This is a genomic window from Pedococcus sp. P2_D7 (assembly GCF_056404295.1).
In genome coordinates this window covers 597,717-615,836 of the sequence record NZ_JBFUEH010000002.1, presented here as the reverse complement: position 1 = coordinate 615,836, position 18,120 = coordinate 597,717, and the positions used below count along the sequence as shown (strand labels likewise).

17 protein-coding genes are annotated in these 18,120 nt (G+C 72.2%); 4 read left to right on the top strand and 13 right to left on the bottom strand.

The features are described from left to right. Positions 1 to 2: 2 nt before the first annotated feature. Together panC and AC1DWJ_RS06430 are read right to left on the bottom strand one after the other, a co-directional pair. A complete protein-coding gene (gene panC / locus AC1DWJ_RS06435) occupies positions 3 to 953 on the bottom strand; it encodes a pantoate--beta-alanine ligase (RefSeq protein WP_457254176.1) in 951 nt (316 codons plus the stop codon). Between the two features lie 18 nt (positions 954 to 971). After that, a complete protein-coding gene (locus tag AC1DWJ_RS06430) occupies positions 972 to 1,868 on the bottom strand; it encodes a Rossmann-like and DUF2520 domain-containing protein (protein ID WP_477620291.1) in 897 nt (298 codons plus the stop codon). A gap of 84 nt (positions 1,869 to 1,952) precedes the next feature. Here AC1DWJ_RS06430 and AC1DWJ_RS06425 point away from each other — a divergent pair, with 84 nt between their 5' ends. The 3 genes from AC1DWJ_RS06425 (at position 1,953) to AC1DWJ_RS06415 (ending at position 4,868) form a co-directional block, all read left to right on the top strand. Next, positions 1,953 to 2,897 (top strand): SAM-dependent methyltransferase, encoded by a 945-nt coding sequence (locus AC1DWJ_RS06425; RefSeq protein ID WP_477620290.1) that lies wholly within the window; start codon positions 1,953 to 1,955, stop codon positions 2,895 to 2,897. 154 nt (positions 2,898 to 3,051) lie between these two features. Further along, positions 3,052 to 3,630, top strand: coding sequence for a hypothetical protein (locus AC1DWJ_RS06420; protein ID WP_477620289.1), 579 nt, complete (start codon positions 3,052 to 3,054; stop codon positions 3,628 to 3,630). 104 nt (positions 3,631 to 3,734) lie between these two features. Then, positions 3,735 to 4,868: an NADH-quinone oxidoreductase subunit D gene (locus AC1DWJ_RS06415; protein ID WP_457254177.1), complete on the top strand. Its 1,134-nt coding sequence runs from the start codon at positions 3,735 to 3,737 to the stop codon at positions 4,866 to 4,868. A 3-nt stretch (positions 4,869 to 4,871) separates the two neighbouring features. On the opposite strand, the gene AC1DWJ_RS06410 is transcribed toward AC1DWJ_RS06415, so the two are convergent. From AC1DWJ_RS06410 to AC1DWJ_RS06365, 10 genes are all read right to left on the bottom strand, one after another. After that, entirely contained in the window at positions 4,872 to 5,354 is a 483-nt protein-coding gene (locus AC1DWJ_RS06410; RefSeq protein WP_457254138.1) for a DUF3180 domain-containing protein, read from the bottom strand. Continuing rightward, positions 5,351 to 6,235 (bottom strand): 2-amino-4-hydroxy-6-hydroxymethyldihydropteridine diphosphokinase, encoded by an 885-nt coding sequence (folK, locus tag AC1DWJ_RS06405; RefSeq protein WP_457254139.1) that lies wholly within the window; start codon positions 6,233 to 6,235, stop codon positions 5,351 to 5,353. The genes AC1DWJ_RS06410 and folK overlap by 4 nt, the downstream gene beginning before the upstream one ends. Before the next feature lie 28 nt (positions 6,236 to 6,263). Continuing rightward, complete coding sequence (gene folP, locus AC1DWJ_RS06400; protein WP_477620370.1) at positions 6,264 to 7,085, bottom strand: dihydropteroate synthase; 822 nt, start codon at positions 7,083 to 7,085, stop codon at positions 6,264 to 6,266. A 65-nt stretch (positions 7,086 to 7,150) separates the two neighbouring features. Further along, entirely contained in the window at positions 7,151 to 8,872 is a 1,722-nt protein-coding gene (locus AC1DWJ_RS06395; RefSeq protein ID WP_477620288.1) for a phosphatidylglycerol lysyltransferase domain-containing protein, read from the bottom strand. Further along, positions 8,869 to 9,462, bottom strand: coding sequence for a GTP cyclohydrolase I FolE (gene folE / locus AC1DWJ_RS06390; RefSeq protein WP_457254141.1), 594 nt, complete (start codon positions 9,460 to 9,462; stop codon positions 8,869 to 8,871). The genes AC1DWJ_RS06395 and folE overlap by 4 nt, the downstream gene beginning before the upstream one ends. Continuing rightward, complete coding sequence (ftsH, locus tag AC1DWJ_RS06385; RefSeq protein WP_457254142.1) at positions 9,452 to 11,548, bottom strand: ATP-dependent zinc metalloprotease FtsH; 2,097 nt, start codon at positions 11,546 to 11,548, stop codon at positions 9,452 to 9,454. Before ftsH ends, folE begins: the two co-directional genes overlap by 11 nt. A gap of 155 nt (positions 11,549 to 11,703) precedes the next feature. Then, a complete protein-coding gene (gene hpt / locus AC1DWJ_RS06380; RefSeq protein WP_477620287.1) occupies positions 11,704 to 12,255 on the bottom strand; it encodes a hypoxanthine phosphoribosyltransferase in 552 nt (183 codons plus the stop codon). Positions 12,256 to 12,293: 38 nt separating this feature from the next. Beyond that, positions 12,294 to 13,274, bottom strand: coding sequence for a tRNA lysidine(34) synthetase TilS (gene tilS, locus AC1DWJ_RS06375; RefSeq protein ID WP_477620286.1), 981 nt, complete (start codon positions 13,272 to 13,274; stop codon positions 12,294 to 12,296). Positions 13,275 to 13,278: 4 nt separating this feature from the next. Then, positions 13,279 to 14,352, bottom strand: a complete 1,074-nt coding sequence (locus AC1DWJ_RS06370) for a zinc-dependent metalloprotease (RefSeq protein ID WP_477620285.1) — start codon at positions 14,350 to 14,352, stop codon at positions 13,279 to 13,281. Between the two features lie 14 nt (positions 14,353 to 14,366). Then, positions 14,367 to 15,806 (bottom strand): D-alanyl-D-alanine carboxypeptidase/D-alanyl-D-alanine-endopeptidase, encoded by a 1,440-nt coding sequence (locus AC1DWJ_RS06365; RefSeq protein ID WP_477620284.1) that lies wholly within the window; start codon positions 15,804 to 15,806, stop codon positions 14,367 to 14,369. A gap of 110 nt (positions 15,807 to 15,916) precedes the next feature. Here AC1DWJ_RS06365 and AC1DWJ_RS06360 point away from each other — a divergent pair, with 110 nt between their 5' ends. Then, positions 15,917 to 16,474 carry an inorganic diphosphatase gene (locus AC1DWJ_RS06360; protein ID WP_344129279.1) on the top strand — a complete coding sequence of 186 codons (558 nt, stop codon included), beginning with the start codon at positions 15,917 to 15,919 and terminating at the stop codon, positions 16,472 to 16,474. A 90-nt stretch (positions 16,475 to 16,564) separates the two neighbouring features. On the opposite strand, the gene AC1DWJ_RS06355 is transcribed toward AC1DWJ_RS06360, so the two are convergent. Then, entirely contained in the window at positions 16,565 to 18,019 is a 1,455-nt protein-coding gene (locus AC1DWJ_RS06355; RefSeq protein ID WP_477620283.1) for an HNH endonuclease signature motif containing protein, read from the bottom strand. Between the last annotated feature and the right edge of the window lie 101 nt (positions 18,020 to 18,120).

The window sequence follows — 18,120 nt, the reverse complement described above, 5'->3', positions numbered from 1 at the left end:
CGTCAGGCCCCGGCGGAGTCGACGTCGGAGAAGACCTCGAGGGCCCCGCCGTTCGGACCCACCGAGATCGGCAGGTTGTCGATCAACCGGGTGGTGCCCACGCGCCCGGCGACGGCCAACAGCGCCTCGCCGCGATACCACTCGGGCACGTCCTCCAACGTGTAGGGGTGCACGAGGACGAGGTAGTCGATCAGGGCCAACGGCTCGCGCACGAGGACCGTGCGGGCGGCCCTGCGGATCGCCGAGGGGCCTTCGGCTGCGGCTGCCGCGCCGGCTCGCAGCGCCCGCGAGAGGCACAGCGCCGTCTCGCGGTCGGAGTCGGTGAGGTAGGTGTTGCGGCTGCTCATGGCCAGCCCGTCGGGCTCGCGCACCGTCGGCACCGACACCACCTTCACGGGGAAGTCGATGTCGCGGACCATCCGGCGGATCAGCAGGAGCTGCTGGGCGTCCTTCTGGCCGAAGTAGGCCGAGTCGGCCCGGGTGAGGTGGAACAGCTTGGCGACCACGGTCAGCATGCCGTCGAAGTGGCCGGGACGGGCCTGGCCCTCGAGCACGTTGCCCAGCGGTCCGGCCGAGATGCGCACCCCGGGATCGCCGTCGCGGTAGATCACGTCGGGGGTGGGCGCGAAGACGAGGTCCACCCCCGCGCGACGGCAGATCTCCATGTCGGAGTCGAAGGTCCGCGGGTAGCGGGACAGGTCCTCACGGGGCCCGAACTGCAGGGGGTTGAGGAAGATCGTCACCACCACGTGGGCGGCCCGCTGCCGGGCGGTCTCGATCAGGGTCGCGTGACCCTCGTGGAGGGCGCCCATCGTCATGACGACCGCGACGTCGCCGTCGGTCAGCGCCCGCCGGGCGACGTGCAGCTCCTCGCGGGTCCTGGCGACCACCGGCTCGACCTTCCCGGAAGGCGGCAGGTCGGTGACGGTCGCGCCCGCGGGTGCGGACGGCATACCGGGCTGTTCGCTCACTTATCGCTCCTGGTCGGTGGCGAGGATGTCCAACAGGGGTTCGGCCACGTGCGGCTTGAGCCGGCCGCTGGCCAGCGCCCGCTCGGCCGTCGCCCGCGCCAGCGCCACGTAGGTCGGACGGATGTCGGGGGTGAGGCTCTGGAGTTGTCGCAGGTGCTCGGCAACGGTACCCGCATCCCCCCGCACTACCGGCCCGGTGAGGGCAGCGTCACCTGCCCGCAGGGCGTTGTCGAGCGCGGCGGAGACCAACGGCCCGAGCACCCGCGAGGGCGACTCCACACCGGCCGCGCGCAGCGCCTGCAACGACTGGGCGATCAGGGTGACGAGGTGGTTCGCGCCGTGGGCGAGCGCCGCGTGGTAGAGCCCGCGCGCCGACTCCTCGATCCAGACCGGCTCGGCGCCGATCTCCAGGACCAGCGCCTCGGCCACCGGTCGCAGCGGCTCGGGCGCGGTCACCCCGAAGCAGCACTCGACGAGCCGGTCGAGGTCGAGACCGGTGCCGGTGAACGTCATGGCGGGGTGCAGGGCGAGCCCCAGGACGTGCTGGTCGAGCGCCGGGGCGTAGACCTCGAGCCCGTGGCGCCCGGAGGTGTGCGCGACGAGCTGGCCGGCCTGCCAGGTGCGCGTCGCCGAGAGCCCGGCGACCAGGTCGGCGAGCGCGTCGTCGGGCACGGCCAGGACCACCAGCTCGGCCTGCCGCACGACGTCCTCCGGCGCGAGCACCGGTGTCCCCGGCAGCAGGTGGGCGGCGCGGTCCCGCGACTCCTCACTGACCCCCGAGACGGCCACGACGCGGTGCCCGACGCGCTGCAGGGCCGCACCGAGGACGGCGCCGACCCGCCCGGCACCGACGACACCGACGTCAAGGCGGGCGGGACGCTCGTCGGCCGAAGTCACCGGCCCAACCTATCTCCCGAGCCGGCTGCCTGAGACGGGCCCGTGCCTCCGCCTCAGGCACACGACGCGCAATAGGTTGGGCGGGTGACCCCAGTGGCTTGGCAGGAGGCGTGGCAGGAGGCCCTCTACGGCTCCGCCGGCTTCTACCGGTCGGCGGCCGGCCCGTCCGGCCACTTCAGCACCGCGACCCACGGTGGCCCCGGTGCGGTCCTGGGCGCGGCGCTCGCCCGACTGGCCCGGGAGAACGGCCTGGGCCACGTCGTCGACGTCGGCGCCGGCCGCGGCGAGCTCCTCGACCACCTGTATGCCGCGGAGCCGGCGCTGCGGCTCACCGGCGTCGACGTCGTGGCCAGGCCGGAGACGCTCGCCGCGTCCGCCGCGTGGCTCGTCGCCCCCGGCGGGCCTGACCTCCCGGACGAGCTCCGCGACCTCGACGGGGTGCTCGTGGTCGCGCACGAGTGGCTCGACGTCGTCCCGTGCCCGGTCGCCGAGGTCGACGACCGGGGCGTCCTGCGCCACCTGCTGGTCGACCCGGCGACGGGTGCCGAGTCCCCCGGCGAGCCGGTCGAGGGCGACGACCTCGGCTGGGCGACCACCCACTGGCCGACCGGCGCTCCCGGCGAGCGCGTGGAGGTCGGCCGCCCCCGCGACCTGGCCTGGGCCGACCTCGTGAGCCGGGTGACCCGCGGGGTGGTCGTCGCCGTGGACTACGGCCACCGCGGGGGCGACCGGCCCACCGCCGGCACCCTCACGGCATACCGGCGGGGGCAACAGGTCGCTCCTGTGCCGGACGGCTCGTGCGACCTCACCGCGCACGTCGCGATGGACTCCCTCGACCACGACGAGCTGGTCGACCAGCGGACCGCGCTGCGCGGCCTCGGCGTCGACGGCCGCACCCCGCCGATCGAGCTCGCGGACAGCGACCCGCACGCCTACCTGAAGGCCCTCGCCTCCGGGTCCGCGGCGGCCGCCCTCGTGGCGCCGGGCGGCTTCGGCGACTTCCTCTGGGCCGTCAAGCGCGTGGGCTGACCGCTTCCGGGTCGGCCAGGTCGAGGAAGTCGGCAGCATCGACGGCGGGCTGGGTGGGCACCTTGGCAGCCTGCCGCAGATGAGCGAGTTTTGTCAGGCGCTCCGTGGAGGGCAGACTTGAGTGTTGCTGCCCCTCGAAAGGACCCCCGTCCCCATGAAGCTCCAGCACCACCTGCGCGCGACCACCGCCGCGGGATCCCTTGCGGCCCTCGCCGCTGCCGCCCTGCTGTCGGCTTGCGGATCCGACACCCCCGGCTCCGGCGGGAACGTCACCGTGACGGTCACCCCGACCGTCACGGCGAGTGCCCCGAGCGCGACCAAGACGTCGGGCCCCACGACCCCCAAGTCCGATGTGTTGGGCCGCAACTACGACTTCGGGGTCGTCACCAAGACGGGCGAGGTCGGCGGGGCCGCGTACCTCGAGCTCGACCGCTGGACCTGGAAGAAGCTCGACGACGGCAAGCTGGCCAAGGACGGCGTCCCCACCGGACCCTTCAAGGGTGAGGTGCCGTACGAGAACCAGAACGCCAAGCTCACCTACACGATCCCCCTCGCCGACGGCGCGCGGATCCTCTACCACCACTGCATCGCAGCCGACCAGCCGCTGCAGACCAAGTCGGTCGACGCCGGGGCGCTCAAGGGTCTCGCCAACCGCGAGAACACCGTGCTGGTCCAGATCGACGACAAGGGTGCTGCGACCACGGTCCAGAACATCCCCGGCTGCCCCGGCTGAGGGACGCCCCACCCAGCCACGGCCACTGACCGGGCGAGCCACGCGGCATACGGCAGACTGACGGGGTGACCACGACGGAAGGCCGGCGCGAGCTCACCGTCGGCATGGGCGCGGGCGGCCTGGCCACCGCCGACATGGTGCTCAACATCGGTCCGCAGCACCCCGCCACGCACGGCGTCCTGCGCCTGCGGATCGTGGTCGACGGCGAGCGCATCCTCTCCGCCGAGCCCATCGTCGGCTACATGCACCGCGGTGCCGAGAAGCTCTTCGAGGTGCGCGACTACCGCCAGATCATCGTCCTGGCCAACCGGCACGACTGGCTGTCCGCCTTCTCGTCCGAGCTCGGCGTGGTGCTCGGCGTCGAGCGGATGCTCGGCATGGAGGTCCCCGAGCGGGCAGTCTGGGCGCGGACCCTCCTGGCCGAGCTCAACCGGGTCCTCAACCACCTGATGTTCCTGGGCTCCTACCCCCTCGAGCTCGGTGCCATCACGCCGATCTTCTACGCCTTCCGCGAGCGCGAGGAGCTCCAGGCGGTCATGGAGGAGGCGTCCGGCGGGCGGATGCACTACATGTTCAACCGCGTCGGCGGCCTGAAGGAGGACCTCCCGGCCGGTTGGCTCGACCGAGTCGCGTATGCCGTGCAGGCCGTCCGCGGGCGGCTTCCCGACATCGAGGCGCTGATCGTGGGCAACGAGATCCTCGAGGCGCGCACGCGAGGGGTCGGCATCGTCACGCCGGAAATCATTGCAGCGTATGGCGTTTCGGGCCCGATCGCACGTGCCGCCGGGGTCGACATGGACCTGCGGCGCGACGAGCCGTACCTCGCGTACGGCGAGCTGTTCGCGGACGGTGGCCCCGGCCGAGTGGTGACCCGCACCGCGGGCGACTGCCTCGCCCGCCTCGAGGTGCTGCTCGAGCAGGTGCACGTCAGCCTCGACCTCGCCGAGGCCTGTCTCGACCGGTTGCGGACGCTCCCCCAGGGCCCGGTGAACGTCAAGCTGCCCAAGGTGCTGAAGGTCCCCGAGGGGGACCTCTACACCGCGACCGAGAACCCACTCGGCTTCAACGGCTACTACCTGGTCTCCCGCGGGGAGAAGACCCCGTGGCGGCTCAAGCTGCGGTCGGCGTCGTTCAACAACGTGGCGGTGCTGGCGGAGGTGCTGCCCGGCAACCTCATCGCCGACATGGTGGCGATCCTCGGCTCGATGTTCTTCGTGGTCGGCGACGTCGACAAGTAGCCGTCAGGGGCGTGGGTCGCGGTCGCGCTCCCGGTCACCGGGCGGGTCGACGCGGCACATCCGCTGGGTCAGCATCCCGGCTGCGGCGAGCACCAGGGACGCCACCGTGAGGGCGAGCAACCGCCACAGGAGGGCGCGGTAGCCGGGCAGGTCGACGTCGGCGAGGGCGTGCGCGACCTGGGCGGCATACCAGCCCAGCACGGCCGATCCGGTCAGCGCTGCCGCCTGGGCGAGCACCAGGGTGCGGGCGGCGCGGATCGGGCTGAGCGTCTTGCGGGCCTCTCCCCGCAGGAAGCGGCGCACCGGCAGGCCGGCTCCGATGACCAGGATCGCCATGGCGACGATCAGCACCGCGGAGACCCAGGAAGCCGGGCCGAGGAGGTGCCCCGCGTTGAGGTAGAACCGCCACCCGATCCAGGACACCAGGCCGACCACGAGGGCGAGCCCCACGAGCTGCGACCAGCGCAGACCCCTGCCGTCGTTCACCACGGGCCCTCCAGGAGGTCGACGTCGGGTCCGGGCCGGACGCCGGACACGTCCAGGTCGCTGACGAGGTCGGCGACCCGGCGCACCTGGCCTTCGACGCGCAGCACGGCCTCGCCGTCCGCCGCGAGCCACGGCACGAGCACGAACCCGCGCTCGTGGGCCCGGGGGTGGGGCAGCGTCAGCGTGGGGCTGTCCATCACCACGTCGGTGTCGAATACCGGGTCGCCGTACTGGATCAGGTCGAGGTCGAGGGTGCGCGGGCCCCAGTGCACCTCGCGGGTGCGGCCGTGGGCCCGCTCGATGTCGTGCAGCCCGGCCAGCAGAGACGAGGGCGCCAGGTGGGTCGTGCCCGTCACGACCGCGTTGAGGAAGACCGGCTGCTCAGGTCCGCCGACGGGGTCGGTCTCGACGGGGGCCGAGACCTCGATGATGTCGATCAGGCCGTAGAGCGAGATCGCGGCGTCGTGGAGGGTCTCGATCGAGTCGCCGATGTTGGAGCCCATCGCGATCACCACGTGGGACTGCCGCTCCCTCGTCACCCGGACCTGCACGTCGGTGAACGGATGTCCCACCGGTGCCTCTGGCTTGTGCACCACGACCTCGACCGCCTCGACAAGTGGCCGAGCCAGCACCCGGTCGGCGATGCGGGACGCCAGGGCCTCGATGAGGTCGAGCGGGTCGCCTTCGATCAGCGCCACGACGTCACCGGCCACCTCGGCGTAGTTGACGGTGTCGGCGAGGTCGTCGCTGGCACCGGCCGGCGCGAGGTCGACGTGCATGGTGACGTCGACGACGAACACCTGCCCGTCGCGTTTCTCGAAGTCGAGCACGCCGTGGTGGCCCTTGGCCGCAATGCCCTTGAGCACGATCTGGTCGGTCACTGCAGCGCCTCTGTCCTGGTTGTGGTCGTCACGGGGCGACCTCGCCGGCCGACGCCTCGGCCGAGTCGATGGCCTGGGCGACCCGCATCGCGTCGAGCGTCGACGGCACGTGGTGCACGCGCACACCCCAGGCTCCCAGCCTGGCCGCGTGCATCGACGTGGCGGCGGTGGCGATGTCGCGGTCGAGCGGCGGCCGGGGGTCACGGCCCGGAGCGACGCCAAGCCGTCCGAGGAACGTCTTGCGCGACGTGCCGACGAGGAGGGGGTGCTCGAGCTCGAGGAGGCGGTCGAGGCCACGCAGCAGCGACCAGTTGTGGGCCGTCAGCTTGGCGAACCCGAACCCGGGGTCGAGCACGATCCGGCTCGGCTCGAGACCCGCCGCGACGAGCTCCCGCGCTCGCTGGGAGAGCTCGGACACCACGTCGGCGACCACGTCGTCATAGACCGCCTTGGACTGCATGTCGGCGCTGTGCCCCCGCCAGTGCATCGCGATGAACGGCGCACCGGTGCCTGCCACGACACCCACCATGTCCTCGTCGGCGAGGCCACCGCTGACGTCGTTGACGATGGCGGCACCGGCTCGGAGGGCTTGCGCCGCCACCTCAGCGCGCATCGTGTCGACCGAGACGAGCGCACCCTCCTGGGCGAGCGCCGACACGACCGGCAGCACCCGACGGAGCTCCTCGGCCACCGAGGGGCGCTCGGCCCCGGGGCGGGTCGACTCGCCGCCGACGTCGAGGACGTCAGCCCCTTGGGCCAGCAGCTCCCGGCCGTGCTCGATCGCCGCCGCCGGCTCGAACCACTGGCCGCCATCGCTGAAGGAGTCGGGGGTCACGTTGACCACGCCCATGACGACCGGGAGCCCGTCGGCGCGCTGGAGGGGCCACTCGAGGGTGCGGGCACCCGGTGCGACGGTCACGCGCCACCCCCGAGCCGACCCAGCTTCGGCCAGGTCAGGAACGCCTCGGCCTCCAGGGCCGCGAGTCCCACCCGCGGTAGGTCCGACCCCGACGGGTAGACGAGGAACCGCGGCTGCCACTGCGGCTGGAACTTGGCGTTGAACCGGTAGAGGCTCTCGATCTGCAGCCACCGCGACGCGAACAGCAGCACCCGCCGCCAGGCCCTGAGCACCGGCCCCGCCCCGAGCTTGCCGCCGCGCTCGAGCACCGAACGGAACGCCGCGAAGTTGAGCGAGACGCGCTGCACACCGAGCCCGGCAGCCGCCGCCAGGGTCTCGGTGATCATCAGCTCGTTGACGCCCGCGTCGGCCGTCGCGTCGCGACGCATGACGTCCAGGGACATCCCGTCGGAGCCCCAGGGGACGAACTGCAGGAACGCGCGCACGACCCCATCCTGCCGTGCCGCCACGAAGACGCACTCAGGATCGCTGTCCTCCAGCAGCCTGCCGAGCGCCATCGAGAACCCGCGCTCGGTGGCACTGGACCGCCACGCCGCGGCGTCGGCCAGGGCCTTGTCCCGCACCTCGGCGGTGACGTCGCGGACGCGGCACACCTCCACGGCATACCCGGCACGCGCGACGCGGCCGACCATCTGGCGCACGTTGCGCATGGGGCGACCGGTGAGGGTGAAGGCGGAGGCGTCGACGACGGCCTCGTCGCCGAGCTCGAGCGCGGTGAAGCCGGTCTCGCGCACCCAGACGGTGCCGGCGTGCTCGGAGCAGCCGAGGACGGCGGGCGTCCAGGCGTGCGCGCGCGCCTCGGCCAGGAAGGCCTGGACCGCGCCCGGCCACGCCTCCGGGTCGCCCACGGGGTCACCGCTGGCCAGCATCACGCCCGAGACGACGCGGTAGGCGACGGCCGCCTTGCCGGACGAGGACCAGACCACCGACTTGTCCCGCCGGGTGTTGAAGTAGGCGAGCGAGTCACCGTGCAGCCCGACGAGCCGGCGCAGCGCCACCTCGTCGGCGTCGGTCAGCGCGGGCCTCGGCTCGGGTGGGCGCAGCGCGAGGTAGGCGGGCGTCAGGAGCGTCATCAGCCCGAGCCCCAGCAGCAGCGACCCCACGATGTCGGCCGCCCGGTCCTGGGTGAAGACCAGCGGTCCGTCCAGCCCGACCATCCCGAGCCCGAGCTCCCGCACCAGCGCACCAGGACCCGGGAACCCGCCCACGAGGTCGCGGCGGTTGAGCCACAGGACGACGCCGCCGATGGCGACGGAGACGACCAGGAGCAGCACGAAGGCCCGCACCGCCCGCCACCTCGTCGACGGGTCGCCGAGCGCCCGGAACTCCGCCCGGTGCCGCACGAGCAGCGCCAGCCCCACGAGGGAGATGACGGCCGAGGCTGGTTCGGTCTTGACGGCGTGCAGGACCACCGACAGGGTCAGCAGCGCGACGGCCGCTCGCCAGGCCCGCCGCTTGCGTCGCTTGAGCGAGTGGCCGAGCACGATGAGGAAGATGCCGGAGACGACGGTGGCCGCCGCGGCCGCGTCCGAGAGGGCACCGGGCAGCAGCTCGGTGAGCCCCTGCAGGTGCACGCGCCAGGAGTGCAACAGGCCGGTCAGCAGGTCGAGGGTGCCGACGACATAGGTGAGGCTGCCGAGCAGCCGTGGCGCCCGCGAGGCCGTGAGTATGCCGGGGAGCTTGGTGGTGTGGGGGCGCGCGAGATCGCGTCCGGTCACCGCTTGCCACCCAGGAGCAGCGCCATGGCCTCGGCCCGGGTGGCGCCGTCACGCAGCTGCCCGCGGACCGCCGAGGTGATGGTGCGGGACCCGGGCTTGCGGATGCCTCGCATCGACATGCAGAGGTGCTCGCACTCGACGATCACGATGACGCCCTGGGCGCCCAGGTGGGTGCACAGCGCATCGGCGACCTGCGTCGTGAGCCGCTCCTGCACCTGGGGCCGCCGGGCGTACATCTCCACGAGCCGGGCGATCTTCGAGAGGCCGGTGACCCGGCCGTCCTTGGCGGGGATGTAACCCACGTGGGCGACGCCGTGGAACGGCACGAGGTGGTGCTCGCACATGGAGTAGACCTCGATGTCGCGCACCAGGATCATCTCCTCGTGGTCGATCTCGAACGTCTTGGAGAGGACCTGCGCCGCGTCGAGGGACAACCCGGCGAAGAACTCGCCGTAGGCGCGGGCCACCCGGGCCGGCGTGTCGACGAGCCCATCGCGGTCGGGGTCCTCACCGATGGCGATCAGCAGCTCGCGGACCGCCGCCTCGGCACGGGCCTGGTCGACCACGTGCGTCCCGCGCTCAGTGGGCATTCGGATCGACCTGGCCACCCTCGGGGATCTCGATCACCTGAGTGGCTGGGTGCTCCTCCGGAGCCTTCACCGCGCCGGCCTCGGCAGCCTTGTCGATCGCCTCCGCGGTGGCGCGGTCGGTGCCCGCGGCCTCCAGGGGCGCCGCCGAGCCGTTCTGCGCGGCCTTCTCCGCCGGCGTGAGCACGGGGGGCTGGTCGGACAGGAAGCGGGTCTCGCTCGACAGCCAGGTCGGGCGCAGCGGCCGCTTGCGGATCGGGGCGAAGATCGTCGCGAGCTCCTTGGCGTTGAGGGTCTCGTGCTCGAGCAGGTCGAGGACGAGCTTGTCGAGGATGTCGCGGTTGTCGTTGATGACGTGCCACGCCTCGTCGTGCGCCGCGTCGATGAGCTTGCGCACCTCCTCGTCGACGACCCCTGCGACCTCTTCGGAGTAGTCGCGCTGGTGGCCCATGTCGCGGCCGAGGAAGACCTCACCCTGCGGCTGGCCCAGCTTGATGGCGCCGATCCGCTCGCTCATGCCGAACTCGGTGACCATCTTGCGGGCCATCCCGGTGGCCTTCTCGATGTCGTTCGAGGCGCCGGTGGTCGGGTCGTGGAAGACGACCTCCTCCGCGACGCGCCCGCCCATGGCGTAGGAGAGCTGGTCCAGGATCTCGTTGCGGGTCGTGGAGTACTTGTCGTCGGTCGGCATCACCATCGTGTAGCCGAGCGCCCGACCGCGGGGAAGGATCGTCACCTTGGTCACCGGGTCGAGGTGGTTCATCGCCGCGGCGACGATGGCGTGCCCGCCCTCGTGGTAGGCCGTGATCTTGCGCTCCTTGGCCGACATGATGCGCGTGCGCTTCTGCGGGCCGGCGATCACGCGGTCGATGGCCTCGTCGAGCGCGGCGTCGTCGATCAGCTTGCCGTCGCTGCGGGCGGTCAGCAGCGCCGCCTCGTTGAGGACGTTGGCGAGGTCGGCGCCGGTGAAGCCGGGCGTGCGCCGGGCGACGGCGAGCAGGTCGACGCCGGTGGCCATCGGCTTGCCCTGGGAGTGCACCTCGAGGATCCGGTGCCGGCCGATCATGTCGGGCGCCTCGACCGCGATCTGGCGGTCGAACCGGCCGGGGCGCAGGAGCGCCGGGTCGAGGATGTCGGGGCGGTTGGTCGCCGCGATGAGGATGACGTTGGTCTTGACGTCGAAGCCGTCCATCTCGACCAGCAGCTGGTTGAGGGTCTGCTCGCGCTCGTCGTGGCCACCGCCGAGACCGGCACCACGGTGCCGGCCGACGGCGTCGATCTCGTCGACGAAGACGATCGCGGGGGCGTTGACCTTGGCCTGCTCGAACAGGTCACGCACGCGGGAGGCACCCACACCGACGAACATCTCGACGAAGTCCGAGCCGGAGATCGAGTAGAACGGCACGCCCGCCTCGCCGGCGACGGCGCGCGCGAGCAGGGTCTTGCCGGTGCCGGGAGGGCCGTAGAGCAGGACGCCCTTGGGGATCTTGGCCCCGACGGCGAGGAACTTGGCCGGCTCGGCCAGGAACTCCTTGATCTCGTGGAGCTCCTCGACGGCCTCGTCAGCGCCCGCGACGTCGGCGAAGGTGACCTTCGGGGTGTCCTTGGTGGCGAGCTTGGCCTTGGACTTGCCGAACTGCATGACGCGGGAGCCGCCGCCCTGCATCTGCGTCATCAGGAACCAGAACAGGCCCAGCAGGATGATGATCGGCAGGAGGGAGCCGAGCAGCGAGAGCAGCGGGTTGGTGTCCTTGTTGACCTGGTTGATGCGGCCGGGCGGGGTGTTGTCCTCGAGCAGCTTGATGAAGGAGGGGCCGGCAGCCTCGACGTACTGGGTGCGGACCTTGGTGGCGTTCTTGACGTTCTTGCCGTCGGAGTAGGACTCGCCCTTCTTGAGGTCGAGGTCCACCACCTCGTTGTTGGTGACGACCGCCCGCTCGACCTTCTTCTCGGTGATGAGCTGCTGCGCCGCGGAGGTGTCGATCCGCGTGTAGCCACCGGCGTCGCTCAGGCTGAAGACCATCAGCGTGATCGCGATGACGGCGACGACCCAGAACAGGGGTGCCCGAAGGATGCGCTTGAAATCCATGTGTGTAGCGGGGCTGGGCGCCCCGTTCCTCCTGCTCGCTCACGCTCTGTGCCGTTGCCCGGCCTGGGCACGGCTCTGCCACGACGGTACTACGCAGTACCCGGGTGGTTCGTGCTGGACAACGACCCGGATGGGCCCGGTGTTCCGACTACGCCTCAGGCGTAGACGTGGGGCGCGAGGGTCCCCACTACACGCAGGTTGCGGAACTTCTCCGCGTAGTCGAGGCCGTAGCCCACGACGAACTCGTTGGGGATGTCGAAACCGACCCATTTCACGTCGATCTCGACCTTGGCCGCCTCCGGCTTGCGCAGCAGGGTGCAGATCTCGACCGAGGCCGGGGAGCGCGACTCGAGGTTCGACCTGATCCACGACAGCGTGAGCCCGGAGTCGACGATGTCCTCGACGATCAGCACGTGCTTGCCGGTGATGTCGGTGTCGAGGTCCTTGAGGATGCGCACCACGCCGGACGACTTGGTGCCCGATCCGTAGGACGACACCGCCATCCAGTCGACGGGGGCCGTGCCTGGCAGCGCGCGCGACAGGTCGGCCATCACCATGACGGCCCCCTTGAGCACCCCCACCAGCAGGAGGTCCTTGCCGTCGTACTCCGCCCAGATCTCCGCAGCCAGCTCGTCGAGCCGGGCGAGGATCTGTTCCTCGGTGATGAGGACCTTCTCGAGATCGGCTCCCATGTGGGCAGCGTCCACGGCTCAAACTCCCTCAGTTGTCGGCTCGGGGTGCGGGGCTATTCAACCCGAGCGGGTGGGGCGATGGATACCCGGCCGTCGGAGCGAGTGGCCTGCAGCGGTCCGGGGAGGCTCACCGGCCCCTGTCCGTGCCAGTCCGTGAGCAGTGCGTCGCACGCCTCGGTATGCCGCGTGCTCACCTGTCCGGCCGGCGCCCCGGCCGCGACGGCGAGCCTGCGCCACACCCGTGTCCGCACCGGGCGCGGCAGCGCGAGCAGGTCCTTGGTCGGCCACGGCCCCGCCCCCAAGGTCGCGACCGCGTCGTCGGCGAGCGCGTCGAGGTGGTCGGCGTCCTCGCGCAGCTGGTCCGCCGTGCGGGCCAACGCCGGGGCAACCCCCGGACCCAGGTCGCGCTCGAGGTCGACCAGCGCCCGCCGGGCCCGCACCCTCGTGAACGCGGGGTCCTCGTTCATCGGGTCGTCCCACCACGTCAGTCCTTCAGCGGCACAGGACGCACGGGTCTGCTCCCTCGTCACGCCCAGGAGGGGACGTCGGAAGCGGTCGCGGGCCCGCGGCATACCGGCCAGGGAACGGGCGCCGGAGCCCCGGGTGAGGCCCAGGAGGACCTGCTCGGCCTGGTCGTCGAGCGTGTGGCCGAGGAACACCAGTCGGGCTCCATGGCGCAGGGCTGCTTCGTCGAACGCCGCGTACCGGGCGGCGCGGGCGGCTGCCTCGAGCCCGTCGGCCCCGGCGCGGACCTCGACCGGGACGGTGCCCACGGGCGCCAGCCCGAGGGCCGCGCACTGCTCACCGGCCTGGTGCGCCACGACCGTCGAGTTGCGGTCGAGGCCGTGGTCGACGACGACCGCGCCGGGGCGGACGGCGAGCTTCGGGGCCTCGAACGCCACGGCGGCGGCGAGCGCAAGCGAGTCCGCTCCCCCGCTGCAGGCCACCAGGACCAGGTCGCCGGGGTCGCACTCGCCGAGTGTCTCGCGGACGGCGAGCCTGATCGCCGCCGTCGCCGGGTGGGGGCCGGTCACGAGGTCAGCCGTGGACCCGTGCGACCCAGGCCGAGGGCGTCTCGATCTCGGTCGGCTTGGGCAGGGTCTGCGGCGACTCCCAGACCCGGTTGAAGCCGTCCATGCCGACCTGGTCGACCACTGAGCGCACGAAGACGGCGCCGTCGCGGTACTGCCGCATCTTCGCCTCGAGGCCGAGCAAACGGCGCAGCACCCGGTCGAAGGCACCGACGCCCTTGCGGCGCTCGTTGAACCGGCTGCGGATCTGGGCGACGGACGGGATCACCTGCGGACCGACCTCGTCCATGACGACGTCGGCGTGACCCTCCAGGAGGGACATCACGGCCGTGACCTGGGCCAGCTGGGCGCGCTGCTCGGGCGTCGCGATGAGGTCGGTCAGGCCCGCGCCGCCACTCTTGAGCGACTCCGGCAGCTGCTTGCCGAGTCGCGACAGGGTCTCCTGCAACGACTCCGGGTCGGGCACCATGTCGGCCGCGAGCGTGCGCACCCGCTCGATCATGTGGTCGCGCAGCCACGGCACGGCGGTGAACTGCACGCGGTGGGTCTCCTCGTGCATGCAGACCCAGAGGCGGAAGTCGGCGGGGTCCACCTTGAGCTCGCGCTCGACCTGGACGAGGTTGGGGGCGACCAGCATGAGCTGGGGCGTGCCGCCGGGGGCCAGGTCGTACTGGCCGAGGACCTTGCTCGACATGAAGGCCAGCAACGCACCGGCTTCACCGCCGGTCACCTTGCCACCGATGGCCTGCACGGTCGGGTTGGGGGCGGATTTCTGGGCGTCGACGAGCTTGCCGAACACGGGGTCCATCAACGCCGACATCGAGTCGGCGTTGAGCGAGATCCAGGTGCTGCGGTCGACGACCACGGGGCCGGGGGCGTCCCCGGGCGCGTGGAGCCGGGCGGTCTCGGCGACCGGCTGCTGGGCGGCCAGCGCGGCCGCGCGCACCGAGGCGACGACCTCGGCGGCCTCCGCACCGGTCACCTTCGGTCCGGCCGGGACGAGCCGGGCGCCGGTGGTCTTGGCGAACTGCCAGTCGACATAGCGGGTGACGTGCGGTGCTGCGGCGTCGGACACGGTCATCCCCTCACGGTAGGTCAGGGACACCCGCAGGTCGCGAGCACCGCCACGAAGCGGTCCAACGCGGCCCGTGCGTCGAGGGTTCCGACGCCGCCGGGGAGCCCGTCGGCCTGCACCACGTAGGACAGCACCCGGCCGTCGGCGTCCATCACCGTGCCGGCCATCGCGCTGGTCCCGGTGAGGGTGCCGGTCTTGGCCCGGGCGAGCCCGGCCACGGCGTGGGTGTTCTTCGCCTGGAACCGGGTGGCGAGGGTGCCGGTCAGCCCGGCGACCGGGAGCCTCGAGAGGGTGTCCTGCAGCGCGGGCACGGAGCCGTCGGCCCCGAGCTGGAGCACGTCGGACAGCACCTGGGGCGGGATCGCCTGGCCGGCGGTCAGCCCGCTGGTGTCCTTGAGCCTCACCCCGGTCAGGTCCACCCCCTCCGCCTGCACCGCCTTCCGCACGAAGGCGACCGCCGCGGCGAAGGTGGCCGCGCCCCCTTCCTTCACCGTGGCCTGACGCGCCAGGCCTTCGGTGAGGGCGTTGTCGCTCTCGTCGAGCGCCAGGGCCAGGAGGTCAGCCACGGGCGCGGACTCCACGCGCCCCAGCTCGGTGGCGCCGGCCGGTACGGGCGTCGACCAGGAGCTCTCGCGGGTCAGCGTCGCGGTGATCCCCACCTTGGCCAGCGCGGCCACGAACGCCGCACCGGTGGCCGCCTCCGGGTTCCGCGGGGCCGGGCGATAGGGAATCGCCCGCTGGCCGGCGAGGCCGAGCATGGACACGCCGCCCGTGAAGCCCGCGTTGACATCGGCCTGGCTCCAACCGGGAGCCCACCGAGCCCCCTTGGCGTAGGTGGTGTCCAGCCGCAGCGTCACCTTCGTGGTGCCGGCGGCCTGCAACGCTGCGCCGACCTGGGCGGCGAGGTCGCCGAGCCCAGCCCGTCCCTCGACGGCGGTGGGTGAGCCCTTGCCCTTGGCGAGCATCGTGTCGCCGCCCGCCACCAGGACCACCTGGTCGGGACCTGCCCCCTGGACCACCCTCGTGGGCAGGGTCGACAGCGGGTCGAGTGTGGTCCCCACCGCCAGCGCGGTGAGCAGCTTCGCGGTCGAGGCGGGTATGCGCGGGGTGGTCGCGGCCTTGCTGAACAACGTCTGACCCGTGAACGCGTCGCGGACCACGACCCCCGGGCCCGGGCGCAACGCCGGGTCGGCGACGACCGGGGCGAGGACCGTGGCCAGCCCTGCCGGGCTCGGGATGGGGGCACTGGCCGAGGCCGGCTGGAGCGGCTGCGCGGCGTCGTCGACCGTCGGGACGGCGACGCTGGTGGGCGTCGCGGTGCCGGTCCGCGTGGGGGTGGTCGGAGCCGCCTGCGGCTGCTCCCTGGTGAGGATCCCCGGCACGACGTCGAACACGTCCAGCGCGGCGTACGCGACGGCGAGCAGCACCACCACCAGCAGGGCGGCCAGGAATCGACGCACTCGACCCCCTCAGCGCTGGACTTGCGTCATACGGAACACTTAGCCGCGAGCCTAGGTCATAGGCGCGCGCAGCACGTCTCAGGTATGCGCACTACGGAAGGGACATCGTCGTGGAGTTCGACGTCACCATCGAGATCCCGAAGGGTCATCGCAACAAGTACGAGGTGGACCACGAGACCGGTCGGATCCGGCTGGACCGGCTGCTGTTCACCTCCACCCGCTACCCGGCTGACTACGGCTACGTCGAGGACAGCCTCGGCGAGGACAGCGACCCGCTCGACGCGTTGGTCCTGCTGGAGGAGCCCACCTTCCCCGGCTGCCTGGTCAGGGTGCGCCCGATCGGCATGTTCCACATGCGCGACGAGGCCGGCGGCGACGACAAGATCCTCTGCGTGCCGGCCGGAGACCCGCGCCAGGCCCACCTCGTCGACCTCGAGCAGGTGAGCAGCTTCGACCGCCTCGAGATCCAGCACTTCTTCGAGACCTACAAGGACCTCGAGCCCGGCAAGTCCGTCGAGGGTGCCCACTGGGCGGGCCGCGAGGAGGCCGAGCGCGTGGTGCGCGAGGCGATCCAGCGCGCCAAGGAGGCCGGCATGACGACCGCTCGCTGGCGTATGCCCGACATCTCCGCGGAGCCGATGTCCGAGGCCAAGCCCCCCACCGAGTGAACCCGCGCGCTTCGGCGCGCACGCGGCATACCCGAGCCCCAGGCGACCTCGCGTCGTCATGGGGGCTCGGTGCGTCGCTCCTGCAGCCAGCTAGTCGTTGTCGTCCCAGGTGCGGTAGAGCTTCGGGACCAGTTCGTCGTCCGCGTCACGTTGTGGCCAGGGAGGGTCGTCGTCCTGGGGATTGTCGGTGGCGTCGATGGGCTGCACGGTGTGGAGGTGGCGGTGCCGGTGCGCGAGGTGGTCGGGGAGGATCTCGATGTCGTGCCAGCGGGCGCGCTCGCCGGTCGGTGGTTGGTATGCCGCCGCCCCGGGTGGTGCGGGCGGGTCGCCGCCCGGTGGCGCGGCGAGCTCGACGGCCGTCGGGGGTCGCACCGGCAGTCCGTGGCGGGTGGTGACGACCAGGCCGTCGGGGCGGGTCGGGTCGCCGGCGATGGTGTAGTCGCCTCGGCCGACCGCGTCGTGGTGGAACGGGCAGAGGCTGACCTGGTTGTCGTCGTCGGTGGCGCCGCCGCTGGCCCACTCGTGCAGGTGGTGGATCTCCACGAACCGGGTGGCGGTGCAGCCGGGGAACCGGCAGCCGCGGTCGCGGTCCTCGATCAGCCGGCGGGACCGGGCCGGCAGGATCCGCATGGCCCGGCCGACGCTGACCGGCCGTCCCTGGGTCTCCCAGACCGGCTGGACCACGCCGTCGGAGAGGAACCGGTCGAGCAGCCGCCGAGGGATGGCTGCGCCGCCGTTGACCCAGCCGCCGTCGGTCGACAGGTGCAGGTAGACCCGGTAGTGGCTGGCCCGGCCGGTCGAGGTCACCGACGACAGCGACCGCTGGGCCAGCTCCTCGAGGGCGTCGGCGTAGGTCGGGCGGTCCGTGGCCGCGATGTGGTGGAGGGCGGGTGCGTCACCCGCACCGGTTGCCTCGCCCTCGCCGGCGGCGGACGCCGCGAGGAACAGCGCGTCCTTGGCTTCCTTGAGCGCCTGCTCGACGAGCGCCCCGACCGGTGCGGGGGCGCTGTAGCGCAGCTGGAAGCGGCCGTCGTGGTCGTAGTGCATCGACAGGTCGGGGCGCGCGCAGGCGCGGCGCTCCGAGTCCTCCTGCCCGGGCAGGCCGGAAGCGGGCACCTCGGGCGGGGTAGCGGCGAACGCGTGGCGGCTCAGCGCCCGGCGCAGCTGGGGCACGGTGGCGTGCTGGGCGAAGTCGGCCGCGGACTGCTGGTGGCTCGCCGGCGCGTGGTGGGCCACGACGGCGGTCTGGTCGAGCGACAGGAGTCCGTCCCGCAGGGCCTCGGACACCGCAGGCAGCTCATGACGACGCTTCGCGATCGCGACCACGTCCCGCGCGTGCGAGGGCGACAGCCCGGCCCGGACGACGAAGTAGTGCTCCGGAGACCGGAACCCGCCGTCACCCCAGTGCTCGCCCTCGATGAGCTCGACAGCGAGGTCGACCAGCTCGCCCTGCACCCGGTTGAGCCGTCCCGCGACCTCGGCCGTGCGCGTCCAGAGGTCACGCTGCGCCTCGTCTCGCTGCACGGCCGCCGGGCTGATCGACATAGCCTCATCGTACACTTGTTCGAATGCGTGGTGCCAGTCATCCACAAGGGAGAACCATTGGCACGCAATGGTTTTCGCCCGGAGTCACCCGCAGAGCAGTC